Origin of the sequence: Candidatus Pelagibacter sp. HTCC7211, from assembly GCF_000155895.1 — a bacterium.
GTDB lineage: Bacteria > Pseudomonadota > Alphaproteobacteria > Pelagibacterales > Pelagibacteraceae > Pelagibacter.
Map to the genome: position 1 here is coordinate 257,548 of NZ_DS995298.1, position 16,447 is coordinate 273,994.

The 16,447-nt window shown below is 29.6% G+C and carries 20 protein-coding genes; 12 read left to right on the top strand and 8 right to left on the bottom strand.

The annotated features are described in order from the left end of the window. The first annotated feature begins 71 nt into the window (after positions 1-71). The gene (locus tag PB7211_RS01340; protein WP_008544456.1) at positions 72-695 is read left to right on the top strand and encodes a hypothetical protein; all 624 of its coding nucleotides are present in this window, start codon (positions 72-74) and stop codon (positions 693-695) included. Here the strand turns inward: PB7211_RS01340 and acs are convergent. The 3 genes from acs to tsaD are packed head-to-tail and all read right to left on the bottom strand — an operon-like array spanning position 692 to position 4,233. After that, positions 692-2,731 carry an acetate--CoA ligase gene (gene acs, locus PB7211_RS01345; RefSeq protein ID WP_008544528.1) on the bottom strand — a complete coding sequence of 680 codons (2,040 nt, stop codon included), beginning with the start codon at positions 2,729-2,731 and terminating at the stop codon, positions 692-694. The genes PB7211_RS01340 and acs overlap by 4 nt on opposite strands. Before the next feature lie 15 nt (positions 2,732-2,746). Continuing rightward, on the bottom strand, positions 2,747-3,160 hold the full coding sequence (locus PB7211_RS01350) for an EVE domain-containing protein (RefSeq protein ID WP_034398757.1): 414 nt from the start codon (positions 3,158-3,160) through the stop codon (positions 2,747-2,749). Then, entirely contained in the window at positions 3,160-4,233 is a 1,074-nt protein-coding gene (gene tsaD / locus PB7211_RS01355) for a tRNA (adenosine(37)-N6)-threonylcarbamoyltransferase complex transferase subunit TsaD (RefSeq protein ID WP_008545867.1), read from the bottom strand. The genes PB7211_RS01350 and tsaD overlap by 1 nt, the downstream gene beginning before the upstream one ends. Positions 4,234-4,289: 56 nt before the next feature. Here tsaD and hemC point away from each other — a divergent pair, with 56 nt between their 5' ends. From hemC to PB7211_RS01390, 7 genes are read left to right on the top strand one after another with little or no spacing between them, the layout of a single operon-like run. Beyond that, positions 4,290-5,207, top strand: a complete 918-nt coding sequence (gene hemC, locus PB7211_RS01360) for a hydroxymethylbilane synthase (RefSeq protein ID WP_008544084.1) — start codon at positions 4,290-4,292, stop codon at positions 5,205-5,207. 1 nt (position 5,208) lies between these two features. Further along, complete coding sequence (locus PB7211_RS01365; protein WP_034398760.1) at positions 5,209-5,907, top strand: uroporphyrinogen-III synthase; 699 nt, start codon at positions 5,209-5,211, stop codon at positions 5,905-5,907. A gap of 2 nt (positions 5,908-5,909) precedes the next feature. Further along, a complete protein-coding gene (locus PB7211_RS01370; protein WP_008545241.1) occupies positions 5,910-6,995 on the top strand; it encodes a mechanosensitive ion channel family protein in 1,086 nt (361 codons plus the stop codon). Further along, entirely contained in the window at positions 6,992-7,282 is a 291-nt protein-coding gene (locus PB7211_RS01375) for a YggT family protein (protein ID WP_034398764.1), read from the top strand. Before PB7211_RS01370 ends, PB7211_RS01375 begins: the two co-directional genes overlap by 4 nt. A 10-nt stretch (positions 7,283-7,292) precedes the next feature. Beyond that, positions 7,293-8,138 carry a bifunctional methylenetetrahydrofolate dehydrogenase/methenyltetrahydrofolate cyclohydrolase FolD gene (gene folD, locus PB7211_RS01380; RefSeq protein WP_008544688.1) on the top strand — a complete coding sequence of 282 codons (846 nt, stop codon included), beginning with the start codon at positions 7,293-7,295 and terminating at the stop codon, positions 8,136-8,138. Positions 8,139-8,175: 37 nt separating this feature from the next. Continuing rightward, positions 8,176-8,379, top strand: a complete 204-nt coding sequence (locus PB7211_RS01385) for a hypothetical protein (protein ID WP_008545427.1) — start codon at positions 8,176-8,178, stop codon at positions 8,377-8,379. Positions 8,380-8,382: 3 nt separating this feature from the next. Then, positions 8,383-8,649: an SHOCT domain-containing protein gene (locus PB7211_RS01390; RefSeq protein ID WP_008544921.1), complete on the top strand. Its 267-nt coding sequence runs from the start codon at positions 8,383-8,385 to the stop codon at positions 8,647-8,649. A 29-nt stretch (positions 8,650-8,678) separates the two neighbouring features. Here the strand turns inward: PB7211_RS01390 and PB7211_RS01395 are convergent, their stop codons facing one another. Both PB7211_RS01395 and PB7211_RS01400 read right to left on the bottom strand, forming a co-directional pair. Further along, positions 8,679-9,668 (bottom strand): MBL fold metallo-hydrolase, encoded by a 990-nt coding sequence (locus tag PB7211_RS01395; protein ID WP_008545963.1) that lies wholly within the window; start codon positions 9,666-9,668, stop codon positions 8,679-8,681. 23 nt (positions 9,669-9,691) lie between these two features. Continuing rightward, positions 9,692-10,594 (bottom strand): DMT family transporter, encoded by a 903-nt coding sequence (locus tag PB7211_RS01400; RefSeq protein ID WP_008546028.1) that lies wholly within the window; start codon positions 10,592-10,594, stop codon positions 9,692-9,694. A gap of 76 nt (positions 10,595-10,670) precedes the next feature. On the opposite strand from PB7211_RS01400, the gene PB7211_RS01405 reads away from it, so the two are divergent. The 4 genes from PB7211_RS01405 to PB7211_RS01420 are packed head-to-tail and all read left to right on the top strand — an operon-like array spanning position 10,671 to position 14,327. Then, positions 10,671-11,660 (top strand): TRAP transporter substrate-binding protein, encoded by a 990-nt coding sequence (locus tag PB7211_RS01405; RefSeq protein ID WP_008545839.1) that lies wholly within the window; start codon positions 10,671-10,673, stop codon positions 11,658-11,660. A gap of 44 nt (positions 11,661-11,704) precedes the next feature. Beyond that, positions 11,705-12,181, top strand: a complete 477-nt coding sequence (locus PB7211_RS01410) for a TRAP transporter small permease (protein WP_008545650.1) — start codon at positions 11,705-11,707, stop codon at positions 12,179-12,181. Next, positions 12,178-13,449 carry a TRAP transporter large permease gene (locus PB7211_RS01415; RefSeq protein ID WP_008545037.1) on the top strand — a complete coding sequence of 424 codons (1,272 nt, stop codon included), beginning with the start codon at positions 12,178-12,180 and terminating at the stop codon, positions 13,447-13,449. Before PB7211_RS01410 ends, PB7211_RS01415 begins: the two co-directional genes overlap by 4 nt. A gap of 2 nt (positions 13,450-13,451) precedes the next feature. After that, positions 13,452-14,327, top strand: a complete 876-nt coding sequence (locus tag PB7211_RS01420) for an isocitrate lyase/PEP mutase family protein (protein ID WP_008544363.1) — start codon at positions 13,452-13,454, stop codon at positions 14,325-14,327. Between the two features lie 22 nt (positions 14,328-14,349). Here the strand turns inward: PB7211_RS01420 and PB7211_RS01425 are convergent, their stop codons facing one another. From PB7211_RS01425 to PB7211_RS01435, 3 genes are read right to left on the bottom strand one after another with little or no spacing between them, the layout of a single operon-like run. Then, positions 14,350-15,414 (bottom strand): PQQ-dependent sugar dehydrogenase, encoded by a 1,065-nt coding sequence (locus PB7211_RS01425; protein WP_008544841.1) that lies wholly within the window; start codon positions 15,412-15,414, stop codon positions 14,350-14,352. Between the two features lie 5 nt (positions 15,415-15,419). After that, positions 15,420-15,722 (bottom strand): antibiotic biosynthesis monooxygenase family protein, encoded by a 303-nt coding sequence (locus PB7211_RS01430; protein WP_034398768.1) that lies wholly within the window; start codon positions 15,720-15,722, stop codon positions 15,420-15,422. Between the two features lie 6 nt (positions 15,723-15,728). Beyond that, on the bottom strand, positions 15,729-16,439 hold the full coding sequence (locus PB7211_RS01435) for an SDR family NAD(P)-dependent oxidoreductase (RefSeq protein ID WP_008545146.1): 711 nt from the start codon (positions 16,437-16,439) through the stop codon (positions 15,729-15,731). Positions 16,440-16,447 lie beyond the last annotated feature (8 nt).

Sequence of the window (16,447 nt, forward strand, 5' to 3'; positions counted from 1 at the left end):
GTAAAAATTGTTCATAATAGTGAATTATTTAGGCATTTTTTGGAGTATAATGGAATTTTTATAAAATCTTTATGCAAAAATATAAATTATCATTAAAAGACTTGTCTTTTAAAGATTTTAAAGTTTATTTGTTTGCTTTATTTAAAGCGTTTATTCCAAAAAAAAAAATTAAAAATTTAGATGATCTTGAGCATTTCATACAAACTAAATCCGCCTGGGTTACACAAGTAACACTATATAATTATTTAAAAACTAGAATGGGAACTAGATATGTTCTGCATTTTGATAATGATGTATTTATGTCTTCCGTTAATCTTGCTAAATGGAATATCTATTATGTTGCATTACAAGATCTTACTTTTTTTACATTTTCATATTTAAGAGTTAATTTTAATTATAACGATACTAATCAAGCAAAAGAAATTTTTTACAAAATTTTAGATGACGAAACATCTAACAATATGCCTCTTGATATAATTTATGAAGCAAAAAAATCTTTTGACGAAAGATTACAAAAAATTAATTTTGAAAATTATTATAAAGATTTGCCATTTAACCCAAGTGCTTTATCATTGTATAAATGGGCACCTATTGCTGAAGAGCTTAAAAGTTTAGATAGAAAGATTGTTCTTAATTCGATGATATTAAAATGGGATATTATTAAAGATGAATTTAAAAATTTAATACAGTTCTAAATATTTTTTCTATTATCAACCAAACTTTCAACAACACTTGGGTCTGCTAAAGTTGTTGTGTCGCCCAACTGTTCATGTTCGTTTGCAGCTATTTTTCTTAAAATTCTTCTCATTATTTTGCCCGACCTAGTTTTAGGAAGTCCTGGCGTAAAATGAATCAAATCAGGAGTAGCTAAAGGTCCAATTTGTTTTCTGACCCAAAGCTTAAGATCTCTTTCAAGATCACCTGTCTCTCTTTCTCCAGCATTTAAAGTTACGTAGCAATATAAACCGTTTCCTTTTATATCGTGTGGATATCCAACCACAGCAGCTTCAGCTACTTTTGGATGAGCAACAAAAGCACTCTCAATTTCAGCAGTACCCAAATTGTGTCCTGAAACTATGATTACATCATCAACTCTTCCAGTAATCCAATAGTAGCCATCTTTATCTCTTCTGCATCCATCACCTGTAAAGTATTTTCCATCAAATTGAGAAAAATATGTATCAATAAATCTTTGATGGTCTCCGTACACGGTTCTCATTTGGCCTGGCCATGATTGAGCAATGCAAAGTCTTCCTTCACCTGCACCTTTAATTTCTTTACCATTTTTATCAACTAACACTGGTTTAATTCCATAAAATGGTTTTGTAGCCGAACCCGGCTTTAAAGGAATTGCGCCGGTTTGTGGAGAAATCATTATTCCACCTGTTTCTGTTTGCCACCAAGTATCAACAATTGGGCATTTTGAATTTCCAACTGTTTTGTAGTACCACATCCAAGCCTCAGGATTAATTGGTTCTCCAACTGTTCCTAATAATTTTAGAGATTTTCGAGATGTTTTCTTAACTGGTTTGTCTCCTTCTCTCATTAAAGCTCTGATGGCAGTGGGAGCTGTGTAAAAAGTATTAACTTTAAATTTATCTATTATTTGCCACCATCTTGAGGTGTCAGGATAATTTGGAATACCTTCAAACATTATTGTGGTTGCACCGTTAGCAAGTGGACCATAAATAATATAACTATGTCCAGTTACCCAACCAATATCAGCTGTACACCAATAGATATCTTTAGGTTTATAATTAAAAATATATTGATGTGTCATTGAAGCGTAAACCATATACCCACCCGTAGTATGTAAAACACCTTTAGGTTTTCCTGTAGAGCCAGAAGTATATAAAATGAATAAAGGATCTTCAGCGTTCATTTCTTCTGGTTCACAATTATTTGATACATCTTTAATTAATTCATGATACCAAACGTCTCTTTTATTATCCCAATTTATGTAATTTCCAGTTCGTTTTACAACAATACATTTTTTAACTTTGGGGCAACTCATTAACGCTTCATCAGTTGTATCTTTTAGAGGAATAGTCTTTCCACCTCTAACACCTTCGTCAGCTGTGATGATGTATTCTGATTTACAATCATTAACTCTACCAGAAATCGACTCTGCAGAAAATCCTCCAAAAATAATAGAATGCACTGCTCCGATTCGAACACAAGCAAGCATCAATATTGCTAACTCAGGAATCATTGTTAAATAGATTGTAACTCGATCACCTTTTTTAATACCTAATTTTTTAAGTCCATTTGCGGCTCTCGATACTTTTTGATGTAATTCTTTGTATGAAATTTTTTGACTATCTTTTGGATTATCTCCTACCCAAATAATTGCCGTTTTATCTTTTTTATCTTTTAGATGTCTATCAATACAGTTTGCTGAAGCATTTAAAGTTCCATCTTGAAACCAATTAATTTTAACTTCTTTTTTACTATATTTTACATCTTTAATTTTTTTGTATGGTTTAATCCAAGTAATTCTTTTTCCTTCTTTTCTCCAAAAATCATCATTATTTTTAATCGATTTAGAGTATTTATCTTGATATTGTTTTTTGTTTGCTAAGCTATTTTTTACCCATTCACTTTTTGTCTTGATAACTAATTCTGGGCTTGATTTTTTTTTAGTTATTTTTTTTTTTACTTTAGTTTTTTTTGTTACTTTTTTTGTAACTTTCTTTTTAGCTTTAGTTTTTTTCTTTTTTTTTGTTGGCATGAGATAATTTTATAATCAAATTTTACTCATGTTATTTAAAATTTTCCAGCTTTTAGAGTCTATAGGCATTACAGATAGTCTGCTTTGCTTTATTAGTGATAAATGGCTTAATTCCTTGTTTTTTTTAATATCTTCGAGAGTCACAGGATTAGATAATTTTTTTTTAAATCGTACCGTTACAGCAACAAAACGACCAGATTTATCTGTTTTATCTAAATACGCTTCTTTAATTACCTCTACAATCCCTACAATTTCTTTACCAATATTTGAATGATAAAAAAAACAAAGATCACCTTTCTTCATACTTTTTAAATTTTTAGCTGCTTGATAATTTCTTACTCCATCCCAAGGTGCACCTTTTAAACCAGCCTTTATTTGTTGGTTAATTGACCAAACATCGGGCTCAGATTTCATTAGCCAATATTGCATTACAACTGAACTCCCGCACCTTTTAGAAATGCTGCCTTTTCGTCAAGTGGCCATCTTGGTTTTGCTGGGTGATCCAAAGCACTAAACTGTTTTAACTTAAACTTTTCTAATCCAACCATAGCAATCATTGCAGCATTATCACCACATAATTCAATTGGTGGAAATATACCTTTATAATTGTTCTCATTACATAAATTAATTAACATAGTTCTAATTTTCTTATTAGCTGCAACACCGCCCGCTACAACAAATATTTTATCTTTTAACTTATTTTGTTTTTCAAACTCATTAAAGGCAATTTTAGTTTTTTTATATAATATTTCTTCAACTGTTTTTTGAAAAGAAGCTGCAAGGTCAAATTTTTCTTGGTCGGTTTTAATATTTTTTGTTATTTTTAAAATTGCAGTTTTAAGTCCTGCAAAAGATAAGTTGCAACCTCCTTTATTAAAAATTGGTTTTGGTAAGTCATATTTATTTGAGTCACCTTTTTCAGCCATGATTTCTATTTGTGGTCCACCTGGAAATTCAACTCCTAAAAGTTTTGCAGTTTTATCAAATGCTTCACCAAGAGCATCATCAATAGTTGTCCCTAATCTTTTGTACTTTCCAAGATCTTGAACATTTAAAAATTGTGAATGACCACCAGAAATTAATAAAACCAAATATGGATAGTTTAATTTTGAATTAAGTTTTGGACTTAATGCATGACCTTCTAGATGATTGACAGCAATGAAGGGTTTATTTAATGCGCTAGCAAAAGCTTTTCCAAAACTTAAACCAACTGATAAACAAACTATTAGCCCTGGACCAGCTGTTGAAGCTACAGCATCAATTTCTTCAATCTTTCTTCCACTATCATTAATTGCTTTTTCAACAATCCAATCTATTTTTTCCATATGTGATCGAGCCGCAAGTTCTGGGACCACGCCACCAAATTCTTTATGAACCTCAACTTGGCTAGAAATAATATTTGATAAAACTATTGGAATTCCTTGTTCATTTTCAGTAATTAAAGATGCAGCCGTTTCATCACAACTCGACTCTATTCCTAAAATTAAGGGTTTTTTACTCATTCAAATAGTTTTTATTAATTGTACAATCTCAATACAAGTAAGAAATAAATTTATTTATGAATAAAAAAATAACCATTGGTTCAAGAGGAAGTAAGTTGGCTTTAATTTATGCCCAAAAAGCTAAAGATAAAATTATACAAAACACAAATATAAAAGACGAAGATATTATTATTAAAGAAATAACCACAAAAGGTGATCAAGTTCAGGATATGAGATTATCTGAAGTGGGTGGAAAAGGTCTATTTTCAACAAATATAGAAAAAGAACTGCAAGATAAAAAAATTGATATTGCTGTTCATGCACTTAAAGATATGCCGGCAATTGAGACAGTTGGTTTAAGAACCAATACGTTTCTAAAAAGAAACGATCCAAGAGAAATTTTAATTGCGCAAAGTGGAAAAAAACTTAATGAATTAAAAATTAATTCAATAATAGGAACTTCATCTTATAGAAGAGAATTTCAAATAAAAAAAATTAGATCAGATATTAATTGCAAACTCATTAGAGGCAATGTGGATACGAGAATTAAAAAACTTAATGATGGTTTGTATGATGCAATAATATTGTCTTATGCAGGAATTAAGTCTTTAGAAATTGAGGATAAAATTACAGAAATATTTTCGATAGAGGAAATAATTCCAAGTGCAGGACAAGGTATTATCGCTCTCCAGTGTCGTAATAACGATATCGAAATTATCTCGGTTTTAGATGAGATTAATGATAAAGAGACTTCTTCAATGGCTCATGCTGAGAGAAATGTTTTAAAAGTTTTAGAGGGTGATTGTGAAACAGCTATTGGAACACATGCTATTATTGAAGAAGATAAAATTATTCTTCAGGCCGAACTTTTTTCTTTAGATGGAAAACAAAGATTCTTTGAAAAAAAATCATCAAAAATAAATGACGCAAGGGAACTTGGTAAAGAACTTGGTGAAATATTGAAAACAAAATCAAATAATTCTTATAAAAGATAATATGCATATTTTATTAACAAGACCGTTAGAAGATTGTTCAGAAATGATATTAAAATTTAAATCGTTAGGTCATCAAGTATCACATCTACCTTTGTTAGTGGTTGAAAAAGTAAATTATGATTCAGTAAACTTCCCAAGTTTTGGCGGTATTATATTTACAAGTGCTAATGCTATTAAATTTTTAGATCTAAAAGGTATTGATAAAAAAATTTTATGTTTTTGTGTAGGAGAAGCTACCGAAAAAACAGCTAGAAATAATGGATTTCAGAATGTGATTGCTGCCGAAGGTAACGTTGAAAATTTAAAAGAATTAATTTTACAAAATTTTGACAAAAAAGATGGAAGCTTGATTTATATAAGTGGTGAAACAGTTTCTACAGATCTTGATCAACAATTGTTGAAAGTAGGGTATAATGTAAAAAGAATTGTTAATTATAGAACTTCGCATAATAAAAATTTTAATGAGGAATTTGTTAAGGAATTAAAGCTAAAAATGCCTGATATTGTTTATGTTTATTCTCAAAATAGTGCCGCAAGCTTCTTAAATTATATTAAGTTACAACAATTAGAAAGCCTGTGGATGAATACAAATTTAATGTGTATTGGGGAAAAAACCTCATCAATATTGAATGAAATTAAATGGAAGAAGATTTTTCTTTTTAATCCTGGAGAAGAGGAGTTTTTGTTATATAAAATTTAGCTATGGGAATAATAAATAATTTTTCAGATATATTTTTATCAGTTTGGAATAAAGGAATTCTGGGTCTTGACTTTTTTCAAATACTAATTGGAATTGGAATTTTTTTTATTTTCTTAATTTTCAGAGGGTTAATAAGTAAGCTTATTATAAAAAAATTAGAGATAATTTCTAAGAGAACTACTAATAAATTAGACGATACTTTTGTTCGTGCTTTAGAAGGTCCAGCAAGATTTTTACCAATAGTTCTTGGTTTTTTTATTGCAAGTTATTATATGACATTTTCTATCGAAAGTCGTGAATTTATAGATACCATAAATAGAACTTTAATCACAATTTTAATTTTTTGGGTAATTCATCAAATCATTGAACCAATTTCCTACATTTTAAGTGGACTAGATAAACTTTTAACAAGAGAGTTAATTGGGTGGATTATTAAATCTCTAAAAATTCTAATTTTCATTTTGGGGCTTGCTGCTGTACTTGAATTGTGGGGAATAAAAATTGGTCCAATTATTGCCGGACTTGGATTGTTTGGTGTTGCTGTTGCGTTGGGTGCACAAGATTTATTTAAAAATTTAATCTCTGGAATTTTAGTACTAGTTGAAAAAAGATTTAAAATAGGTGATTGGATTGCTGTAGAAGGAATTATAGAGGGTATTGTTGAGAAAATCGGTTTTAGATCAACCACAATAAGAAAATTTGATAAATCACTTGCAATTATTCCAAATTTTCAATTTGCTGAAAATGCTGTTGTTAATGTAAGCGAAACTTCTAATTGGTTAATCAGTTGGATAATTACCCTTCAGTACGACACAACAGTTGATCAATTAAAAACTGTAAGAAATGAAATTGAAGAATATATCAATAAAAGTGAGGACTTTGATACAAAAATTGGTGTAGCAGTTAGAATTGATAAATTTTCTGATAGCTCTATTGATATGTATGTGCGTAGCTTTACAAAAACTGATAGTTGGAATGAAATGCTTGCTGTAAAAGAAAGACTTGCGATTGAAATTAAACAAATTGTAGAAAATAACAATGCATCTTTTGCATTTCCAAGTCAGTCGATTTACGTCGAAAAAAAATGATCGCAATTTTTTATTTAGTTTTACAAATTTTGAAACTTTATTCTTATGTTGTAATTGCAAACGTTTTAATAAGCTGGTTAATAGCTTTTAACGTTTTGAATACTCAAAATAGATTTGTTTACTCAATTTTAGAATTTACTTATCGGTTTACTGACCCAATTTTATACAGAATCAGACGTTTCTTACCTAATTTAGGTTCACTTGATATATCACCAATTATCCTTCTTTTATTGATTTGGTTTATTGAAATGTGTATGAAGCTGTACATTGCACCAATGATTTTTTAAAAAAAGAGATATGATTTTAATAGATGGAAAAAAAATAGCAGCAGAACTTAGAGAAGAATTAAAACTAGAAGTATCTGAGTTAAAAAATAAATATAATAAAGTTCCTGGACTGACAGTAATTTTAATTGGAGATATGGCTCCTAGTCAAATTTATGTTCGTAACAAAGAAAAATCAGCTAACGAAGTTGGTTTAAAATCAGAGGTGATAAAATATCCTGATACAGTTGAAGAAAAAACTATTTTAGAAAAAATTGAAGAACTAAACAACGATGAGAGTATTTCTGGAATCTTAGTTCAGCTTCCATTACCAAAACACATAGATAAACAAAAAGTTATTGAAACTATAATTCCTTCAAAAGATGTGGATGGTTTTCATCCAATGAATGTTGGAAATTTATCATCAGGTTATGAAAGTTCAGTTCCTTGTACTCCACTTGGATGTTATTTAATGATTAAAAAAATTGAACCAAACTTAAGTGGTAAAAAAGCAGTTGTAGTTGGAAGATCAAATTTGAACGGTAAACCAATGACTCAACTTCTACTTAAAGAGAATTGTACTGTAACTATTACTCATTCAAGAACAAAAGATTTAAAAGCTGAATGTTTAGAGGCAGATATAATTGTTGCAGCTGTAGGTATTCCAGAACTTGTCAAAGGTGACTGGGTTAAAAAAGATGCAATAGTAATCGATGTTGGAATTAATAAAACAGAAAATGGCTTAGTAGGAGATGTTGCATTTGACGAAGTTTCAAAAAATGCTAAAGCCTTAACTCCAGTTCCAGGAGGTGTAGGTCCAATGACAATTGCTTGTTTGCTGAAAAATACTATTGACTGTTTCAAAAGAGCGCAAATTTAATAATTAAATCTACTGATTAAATCTGTTAACTTAGGTTATGAAAAAACCTAAATATCCATACAGAATCGGTTTAATATTTTTGCTTCTTACTATACCACCAATTGGTGCAACCCAACTAGGTTGGTATTTGTATGATATGCAAACTGGATTTGATTATGGTATGATAGTAGGAGTAGTGTCAGTAATATATGCCGCCTATCTGATGTATGAAAAAAAGTGGAGAGAGGAAGACGAAGATTAATTTATGGAAAAAATAATTTTTTTTGTATTAGTTATTCCTATTATGGCCTTTGTTTTATATTTGGGTGGTATGGCTATTATGAATGGTTTTAAATCAAAAGAAGCTAATAGAGCTGAAAAAGAAGCTGAACAATCCAAAGATAATGAAAATTTAACATCACAAGATAATAATTTAAGTGACGAATTAACTAAACTTAATGACCTTCGTCAAAGTGGAGTACTGACACAAGAAGAATTTGATAAAGCTAAAAATAAATTATTAAATGATTAATTTTTTAAGCATGTTTAAGGAACTTAAAATCAATTTTTAAGAATTGATTTTAAAGAGTTAATTTCACCAATTTTAAATGTAATTGCATCTTCTTTTTTAAACCCAAATTTTTCAGCATTTTCTTTAAATCGAATAGGAGGCTCCATTATAGGTTCAAGAGATAAAACAAAAGTTCCCCAATGCATTCCCAATACTTTTTTGCTTTTTAAATCTTGTGCAACATTAAGAGCTTCTTCAGGAGTTGTGTGATAAATAGATTTATCAAACATTGGTCTAAAATCGTAAGCGCCAATATTAATCATTGTAATATCAATTGGACCATATTTTTCACCAATTTCTCTATAAATATTTCCATAACCCGTGTCACATGCAAATAAAATTTTCATATTCTTATATTGTATTAAAAAATTACCCCATAAAGTTTTGTTGGTATCAGTTAGAGTTCTTTTTGACCAATGTACTGCAGGTAAGAAGGTTACTTTTAAATGATCGTTAATTTTAATTTCCTCATACCAATCCATTTCATTGACATCTTTGTATTTTTTAAAATACTTTCCTAGCTTTAAAGGAACTAATACTTTTGCATCCTTGAAAGGAAATCTTCTGATTGTAGACATATCTTGATGATCATAGTGATTATGGGTTAATAGAAATACATCTGTTTTTGGAATTTCATTAAGATTTAAAGCTGGTTCAGTAAATCTCTTAGGACCAAAAATTAATGGTCCTGCATTTTTTGAAAATACAGGATCTGTTATAAATGTCGTATTGCCTAATTTAATTAAATAGGTAGCATGACCAATCCAAGCAATATAATCATCATTTTTAAATTTTTCTAAATTATTTAAAACTTCTTGTTTATTTATTATATGTTCTTTTGGTACTGTCATATCAAGCTTCTTTTTTTCTTTATTAAAATCTCTATAAGAAAACTTTCCAGAACTTGATCTTGAGATTGGAGATCCCTCAGGGTTTCTGAAAGTTCCATTTGGAAGGTGATGATAAGGTTTTTTTTCCATATCTTTAACTAATTATTAAATGATTAATCTACTTTAGTAATTAACATTAAAATAACTCCGCTAACAAATATTATAATTCCCAAAATCTCACTAAATGTTGGTTTTTCTTTAAATAAATATTTTGAGGATAAATAACTAAAAAAAATTTCAATTTGACCTAAAGCTCTTATAAAAGAGGCTTGCATTAAAGTAAAAGCATAGAACCACGACATCGTAGCCATAAATCCTGCAAATCCTGCTAAACAACTCTCTAATTTGTTATTATATAATTTTTTAAATTCTGATCTTTCAAAAATTAAAAGATATACCGTTATGATAAAAGTTTGAATTACTAAACCTAAAAACAAAGTGCTTAATGCTTTTTCAAAATTAGATGAAAAGTTCTCTAGAGATAATGCGGCCGCTCTAAAATAAACTACGCTCAGACCTAAAAATAAACCTGATATTAACCCTATAAGAGTTGTCTTAGAAAAAAAATTATTAAAAAATAATTTTAGATCTTTAATTGTAATTATAATCACTCCCAGGGTAGCAATTATAATTCCAGTTATACCTAAAATATTTAATTTATCTTTTAGAATAATATACTCGAATATGGCAACTTGTATTACTTCGGTTTTACTTAAAGAGGTTCCAACTACAAAATTTGAAAATTTAAAAAGATATAGTAAGACGAAGGTAAATATAATTTGAAATATAGACGCTAAAATTACATAATAAAGAAAATTTGTCTGGGATAAGATCTCATTAATTATTTCAAAATTTTTAAAATAAATAAAAAATAATAATGAAGCAAAAGGTAAAGCAAATACAAATCTTACATAGGTTGATGCAACTGTAGAAAGATCTTTATTTAATTTTTTTTGTAAAGACGATCTAAGGTTCTGAAAAAAAGCCCCAAATATAGTAACAATTATCCAATTCATAGATAATTATTATTATTGTATTTATTTTTAAAGTCGACTTTAATAGTCAGAATTAACAATCGATGAGGAGATAAATATGAAAATATTAAAAAAAATAATGTTTTCTTTAATTTTTGTATCTATAGCAAGCGTAAGTTTTGCTGAAACAAAAATGAGAATAACGCTTCAGTTACCTTTAAAAGCACACTTAGGTCAAAATTTATTAGTGTTTAAAAAAGAGTTAGAAGCTAGATCAGACATAACGGTAGAAATTTATGACTCTGCACAACTTTACAAAGATAAAGAAGTTCCACAAGCTGTGGGATCAGGAGCAATTGAAGCAGGTGTTGCATCTATAACAAGATTTGCTGGAACTAATCCTGAAGTAGATATTTTTTATTTACCGTTCTTGTTCGACTCTGAAGCTAAAATTAGAAAAGCAACTAGTGCAGGATCAGACATAAGAAAAATTTTAGATCCAGCAATAGCTAATACAGGGGCTGTGCCTTTATATTATCAAGCATATGGATCTGCGATTATGCTTTCTAATGGAGGACCAATGAAATCGCCTGCAGATTTTAAAGATAAAAAAATTAGAGTTTTTGGTAAAACGCTTGGTGCTTTCGTAAGCTCTCTAGGTGGAAAACCTGCTTTAATATCTGGATCAGAGCAATATTTAGCGTATCAAAGAAATACGGTTGATGCAGGTATGACTGGTGTATCTGGTGTTAAATCTAGAAAACTTTATCAGGTGATGGATACTTTAACAGTTACTAATCATGGTGATATTGAGTTCATAGTAGTTGCAAATGATAAGTGGTTAAAATCTTTAACTCAAAAACAAAGAGATGCGATTGCAGCGGCATCAAAGGTAGCTGAAAAAGCAGTAAGAGATGATATGGCAAATATCGAAGCTGGCGCTTACAAAGAAGCTAAAGCTAATGGTATGAACATTGTTGAATTATCTAGCTCAGAAGTATCAGCACTTAAGAAAGCTTCATCATCAGTAATACAAGACTATATTTCAAGAACTGGTGGTTCTGGAGGTGTAGGAGATAAGCTTGTAAAAGCAGCAAATAAACTTTAATTCAAAATTAAACCCCACATATTTCTTATGTGGGGTTTTTTAATATGGAAATTTACGACAAAATTATAAAATATTCCGGTTACTTAGCTTCTGCTTTGTTCATAACTATTGGCTTCATAGTTTCATACGAAGTAATAATGAGATATATTTTTAATTCACCAACTGTTTGGGTAAATGAAATTTCAAGATTTCTTCAAATATGGGCAACATATTTAGCATTAACATATACATTTCATAAAAAGGATTTTATTAGAATAACGGTTTTGTATGATAGGCTTAATGAGAAAGGTCAAAAAGTTTTAGATTTTATAAGTGCTATTTTTGTTTTAATATTTAGTTTATTTGTTTTGTACTTTGGGTGGTTAATTGCATACGATTCTTTTAAAGTAGGAAGAACTAGCTCAACAATTTTAGATGTGCCATCTTTTTTAACTGAATTTGCAATACCTTTATGTTTTGGTTTTTTGGTTATCCGAGTGATTGTGGAAATATATTTGTTCTTAAAGGACTTATTTAAATGACTGTAGCATTAATTTTATTTTTGCTATTTTTTATTCTTTTTTTGGGAGTTCCAATTGCATTTGGATTAGGAACTATCGGTCTAGGATTAATGATTTTTGGAGACATTTCTCCCTTAATGGTCCCACAAACTTTTTATAGTGTTGCTGATAATTTCATCTTGTTAGCAGTTCCAATGTTTTTAATGATGTCAAATATCTTATTAAAAGCAGGTGTTGGTGAAGATTTATTCAAATTTGCTCAAAGTTGGGTAGGAAATTTTCCTGGAGGATTAGCCATTGCAACAATTGTTTCTTGCAGTATTTTTGCTGCAATTTCAGGATCATCTGTTGCAACCGCTGCCACAATTTCAACAGTTGCTTTTCCAGCAATGATAAGTCGTGGTTATCATAGAAATTTCACCTTAGGCATATTGGCAGCTGGCGGTACACTTGGGATATTAATTCCGCCTTCTATACCAATGATTGTTTATGCTTTTGTCGTAGAAGAGTCAGTTTTAAGCATGTTTCTTGCAGGAATTGGACCTGGAATTGTTCTGGCATTATTCTTTATTATATTTTCAATAATTTATGTAAAATTTTTTAATAAAGAAGTTGTTAATGTAAAAAGTACTCTTGAAGAAAAAATAAAATATACAAAAAAGGGCTTACCAATTTTATTAATGGCATTCATAATGCTTGGTGGTATTTATGCTGGTATTTACACCCCAACTGAGGCTGGTGGTATAGGTTTTTTGATATCATTTATTTATGTGGTTGCGAAAAAAAGATTAAGTTTTAAAGGATTTATTGAGGCTGGTCTTGAAACAATGAAAACAACTGTAACTATTTTCATAATTATAGCTGGCGCTAAAATATTTGGAAAAGCAATTTCACTTTATAGAATTCCTCAAGAGTTATCTTCATTTATAGTTACAAATATAAATGAACAAGGCTTGTTTATACTTGTAGTTTGCATAACACTTTTAATTCTTGGATTTATAATGGAAACTTTATCGTTAATATTAATTATGATGCCGATTTTTTCTATTTCAATAGCGGCGATGAATATAGATTTAATTTGGTTTGGAATAATTTTTACTTTAATGATTGAATGTGCTTTAATTACTCCACCAGTTGGTTTAAATATTTATGTTTTACAAGCAATTGGAAAAGCTAAAATGTCTGAAATTGCAAAAGGAGTGATACCATTTGTAATAATAATGTTGTTCACCGTTTTTGTTATTTACTTATTTCCTGATTTAGCTTTATATATACCTTTTAAATTATAGTTATGTTTTCTAAAATTAAATCAAAAGATAAGGCATCTAAATTAAGAGAGAAACTTAACGCAAAAGGCGTGATTGTAATGCCTGGATGCTTCGACTCTTTATCTGCAAAACTAATTGAAAAAGAGGGTTTAGATGTTGGTTTTATGTCAGGTTTTTGTGTTTCTTCAACTAGATTAGGTATGCCTGACACTGGTTTAATCTCTTTTTCTGAAATGGTAGATCAAGTAAGAAATATTTGTAACTCAACATCCATTCCAATTATTTTTGATGGCGATACGGGTTATGGTAATTCAGTAAACGTATTTAGAACTGTTAGAGGTTACGCAGACGCTGGTGCAGCTGGAGTAATGATAGAGGATCAAAAATGGCCAAAAAAATGTGGACACACTAAAGGAAAAGATGTTGTGGATTTAGATGAAGCAAAATCGCGTATTAAAGCTGCTGTAGATGCAAGAAATTATGGCGATAATGACATTTTAATTATGGCTAGAACAGATGCTATTGCAACAAGAGGACTGGATGATGCAATTAACAGAATGAAGATATTTTCTGAAATTGGAGCTGATATTTTATTTATTGAAGCTGTAAAATCTAAAGATGATATGAAGAGAATTATAAAAGAAGTTCCTGGACATCACATGATAAATTTAATTGAAGATGGAGATACACCGTTATTAGAAATAAATGAACTAGAGCAAATTGGTTACAAGATTGCAGTAATGCCTTTAACGCTGATGAGCGCTTCAGTAAAAACAATGCAAGAATGTTTAAAGAATATGAAAAATAAAGTTTATAATACAAATGTAACTAAATTTTCTGAATTAAGAGATATTGTAGGATTTAATGAGTATTATAAAATTGAGGATAAATATAAGTAATTAATATCAATATTATCCAACATTATTTTTTTTCCATTAACCATAGATAGTTCCCAGCTAAAAAATAAATTTTTCCATTTTTTGGATGAACTTGTATATCTCTTATTCTTCCAATTTCATTTTTAAAAATAATTTTCTCTTTTACGTTTTCGATGTCACCTATAATTAATTTTCTTAAAGATTTATCTTTAAGTGATGTTACCAAAGCATGACCATTCCAATCACTAAACTCTTTACCTTTATAAATTGTAATTGCACTAGCAGCAATTGAAGGTACCCAATATTGAATTGCTTTAGTAAAACCTGGTTTCCATTTTGGTCCAATTTTGGTTCCAGAATAATTTGTTCCACCCCATCCTAAAATTTTCCATCCATAATTTTCTCCTTTTTTTGCTTCACCGAACCAATCTCCACCTTTTGCCCCATGATTGCTTATGTAAATTTTTTCATCATAAGGTGATATAGTTAAACCTTGTGGATTTCTAACGCCTATTTGATAAATTTCAGGTAACCATTTAGATTTACCTTCAAACTTTGGATTGTCTATTGGTATACTACCATCTGTGTGAATTCTAATTATACTCCCAGGATGTTTGGTTCCATCTTGAGCAATCATACCTTGTCCTCTTTCACCAGTTGTTGCGAAAAGATAATCATCTTTAATAGCTAATCTTGAGCCAAAATGGTAACCAGAGTCTATAGGTGGATTTGATTGAAATATATTTTCAAAAATTAATTCCTTTTTATGGAATTTTGCTTTTGCAATTGAAGTACTTGTTTTCCAATTTCCTCTATCCTCAGTATATGAAATCCAAAGTTTATTTTCTTTATAGATAATATCTAATAGCCCACCTTGTCCGTATTCAAGAAAATTAAGATTATGTTTTATTTCTATTATTTTTTTTGAGACAACATTTACTAATTTTATCTTTCCACTTTTTTCAGTGATTATTATTTCTTCATTATTAATAAAAGAGGATCCCCAAGGATTATTAAGATTGACAATTTTTTTAAAATTAAAATCATCAGATAGACCAAAAGATTGAAAGTTAATAATAAAAAAAACTAATATGAAAAAAATTTTCATAAAAGTTAAAAGATAACTTTGAAACCCTCAAAGTCTGGAGGACCAAGATATAAGTCCCTATGTTGTGCAGCATTCTTATGTGCTAAGCGAAATGCTTCAGATTTAGTCCAATTTATAAAATCTTCTTTAGAGTCCCAAGTGCTGTGCGAAGAATACAATGAATAATTTTCATTGGTATCTCCTTTAATCAAATTAAAATTTTTAAAACCTTTCACACCATCTAGATGAGTGTCTCTATTTTTCCAAACATTTTCAAAATCATTTTCTTTACCCAAAACAATTTTAAATCTATTCATTGCAATATACATTTTCTTTTAAGATAATTTTGATCTTCCTCCATCTACAGCGATAATTTGGCCAGTTACCCATGAACTATCTTCAGTAATTAAAAATTTTGCAAGTGCCGCTGAATCTTTTCCTTCTCCCAATCTTTTTAATGGATGGGCTTTGGCTATTCCTTCTGCAATAGTTGTATTTTTTAACATTGGTTCTGCGATTTTTGATTTTGTCAAACTTGGAGCTACACAATTTACTCTAATATTAGGAGCAAATTCTGCAGCTAATGACACTGTTAATCCCTCAACAGCAGCTTTAGCTGAGGCAATTATTGCGTGATTTGTAAATCCCCTTTGAGCAGCTACCGTTGAAAATAGAACGATTGAACCTTTATTCTTTTTCAAACTTTCTTGATAACCTTTTATAGCTTCTACAGCGGAATAAAGATTTAATTTCATACATTTGTTAAAATCTTGCTCGGTCACCATCCTTAATGGTTTTAAATCAATTGAACCAACACAATATGCTATTCCTTTTATTTCAGCGACATCTGCTTTAACTTTTTCAATAAAACTTTCTTCCAAAACATCAGCAACTGTAAATGTGCATCCTAATTTTTCTGCAATAGAACTTACTTCACTTTCATTTCTTGCAATTAAGTGAATATCATTTCCAGAATTTTTTAATTGTTCAGCTAGACTTGAACCAATAGAACCTGTCGCACCAAAGATTAGATATTTTTCTGACATAAATTATT

Excerpts from the sequence above, each read along its gene's own strand:
- PB7211_RS01340 (WP_008544456.1), top strand. The coding sequence starts at position 72 with ATGCAAAAATATAAATTATCATTAAAAGACTTGTCTTTTAAAGATTTT.
- acs (WP_008544528.1), bottom strand. The coding sequence starts at position 2,731 with ATGCCAACAAAAAAAAAGAAAAAAACTAAAGCTAAAAAGAAAGTTACA.
- PB7211_RS01350 (WP_034398757.1), bottom strand. The coding sequence starts at position 3,160 with ATGCAATATTGGCTAATGAAATCTGAGCCCGATGTTTGGTCAATTAAC.
- tsaD (WP_008545867.1), bottom strand. The coding sequence starts at position 4,233 with ATGAGTAAAAAACCCTTAATTTTAGGAATAGAGTCGAGTTGTGATGAA.
- hemC (WP_008544084.1), top strand. The coding sequence starts at position 4,290 with ATGAATAAAAAAATAACCATTGGTTCAAGAGGAAGTAAGTTGGCTTTA.
- PB7211_RS01365 (WP_034398760.1), top strand. The coding sequence starts at position 5,209 with ATGCATATTTTATTAACAAGACCGTTAGAAGATTGTTCAGAAATGATA.
- PB7211_RS01370 (WP_008545241.1), top strand. The coding sequence starts at position 5,910 with ATGGGAATAATAAATAATTTTTCAGATATATTTTTATCAGTTTGGAAT.
- PB7211_RS01375 (WP_034398764.1), top strand. The coding sequence starts at position 6,992 with ATGATCGCAATTTTTTATTTAGTTTTACAAATTTTGAAACTTTATTCT.
- folD (WP_008544688.1), top strand. The coding sequence starts at position 7,293 with ATGATTTTAATAGATGGAAAAAAAATAGCAGCAGAACTTAGAGAAGAA.
- PB7211_RS01385 (WP_008545427.1), top strand. The coding sequence starts at position 8,176 with ATGAAAAAACCTAAATATCCATACAGAATCGGTTTAATATTTTTGCTT.
- PB7211_RS01390 (WP_008544921.1), top strand. The coding sequence starts at position 8,383 with ATGGAAAAAATAATTTTTTTTGTATTAGTTATTCCTATTATGGCCTTT.
- PB7211_RS01395 (WP_008545963.1), bottom strand. The coding sequence starts at position 9,668 with ATGGAAAAAAAACCTTATCATCACCTTCCAAATGGAACTTTCAGAAAC.
- PB7211_RS01400 (WP_008546028.1), bottom strand. The coding sequence starts at position 10,594 with ATGAATTGGATAATTGTTACTATATTTGGGGCTTTTTTTCAGAACCTT.
- PB7211_RS01405 (WP_008545839.1), top strand. The coding sequence starts at position 10,671 with ATGAAAATATTAAAAAAAATAATGTTTTCTTTAATTTTTGTATCTATA.
- PB7211_RS01410 (WP_008545650.1), top strand. The coding sequence starts at position 11,705 with ATGGAAATTTACGACAAAATTATAAAATATTCCGGTTACTTAGCTTCT.
- PB7211_RS01415 (WP_008545037.1), top strand. The coding sequence starts at position 12,178 with ATGACTGTAGCATTAATTTTATTTTTGCTATTTTTTATTCTTTTTTTG.
- PB7211_RS01420 (WP_008544363.1), top strand. The coding sequence starts at position 13,452 with ATGTTTTCTAAAATTAAATCAAAAGATAAGGCATCTAAATTAAGAGAG.
- PB7211_RS01425 (WP_008544841.1), bottom strand. The coding sequence starts at position 15,414 with ATGAAAATTTTTTTCATATTAGTTTTTTTTATTATTAACTTTCAATCT.
- PB7211_RS01430 (WP_034398768.1), bottom strand. The coding sequence starts at position 15,722 with ATGTATATTGCAATGAATAGATTTAAAATTGTTTTGGGTAAAGAAAAT.
- PB7211_RS01435 (WP_008545146.1), bottom strand. The coding sequence starts at position 16,439 with ATGTCAGAAAAATATCTAATCTTTGGTGCGACAGGTTCTATTGGTTCA.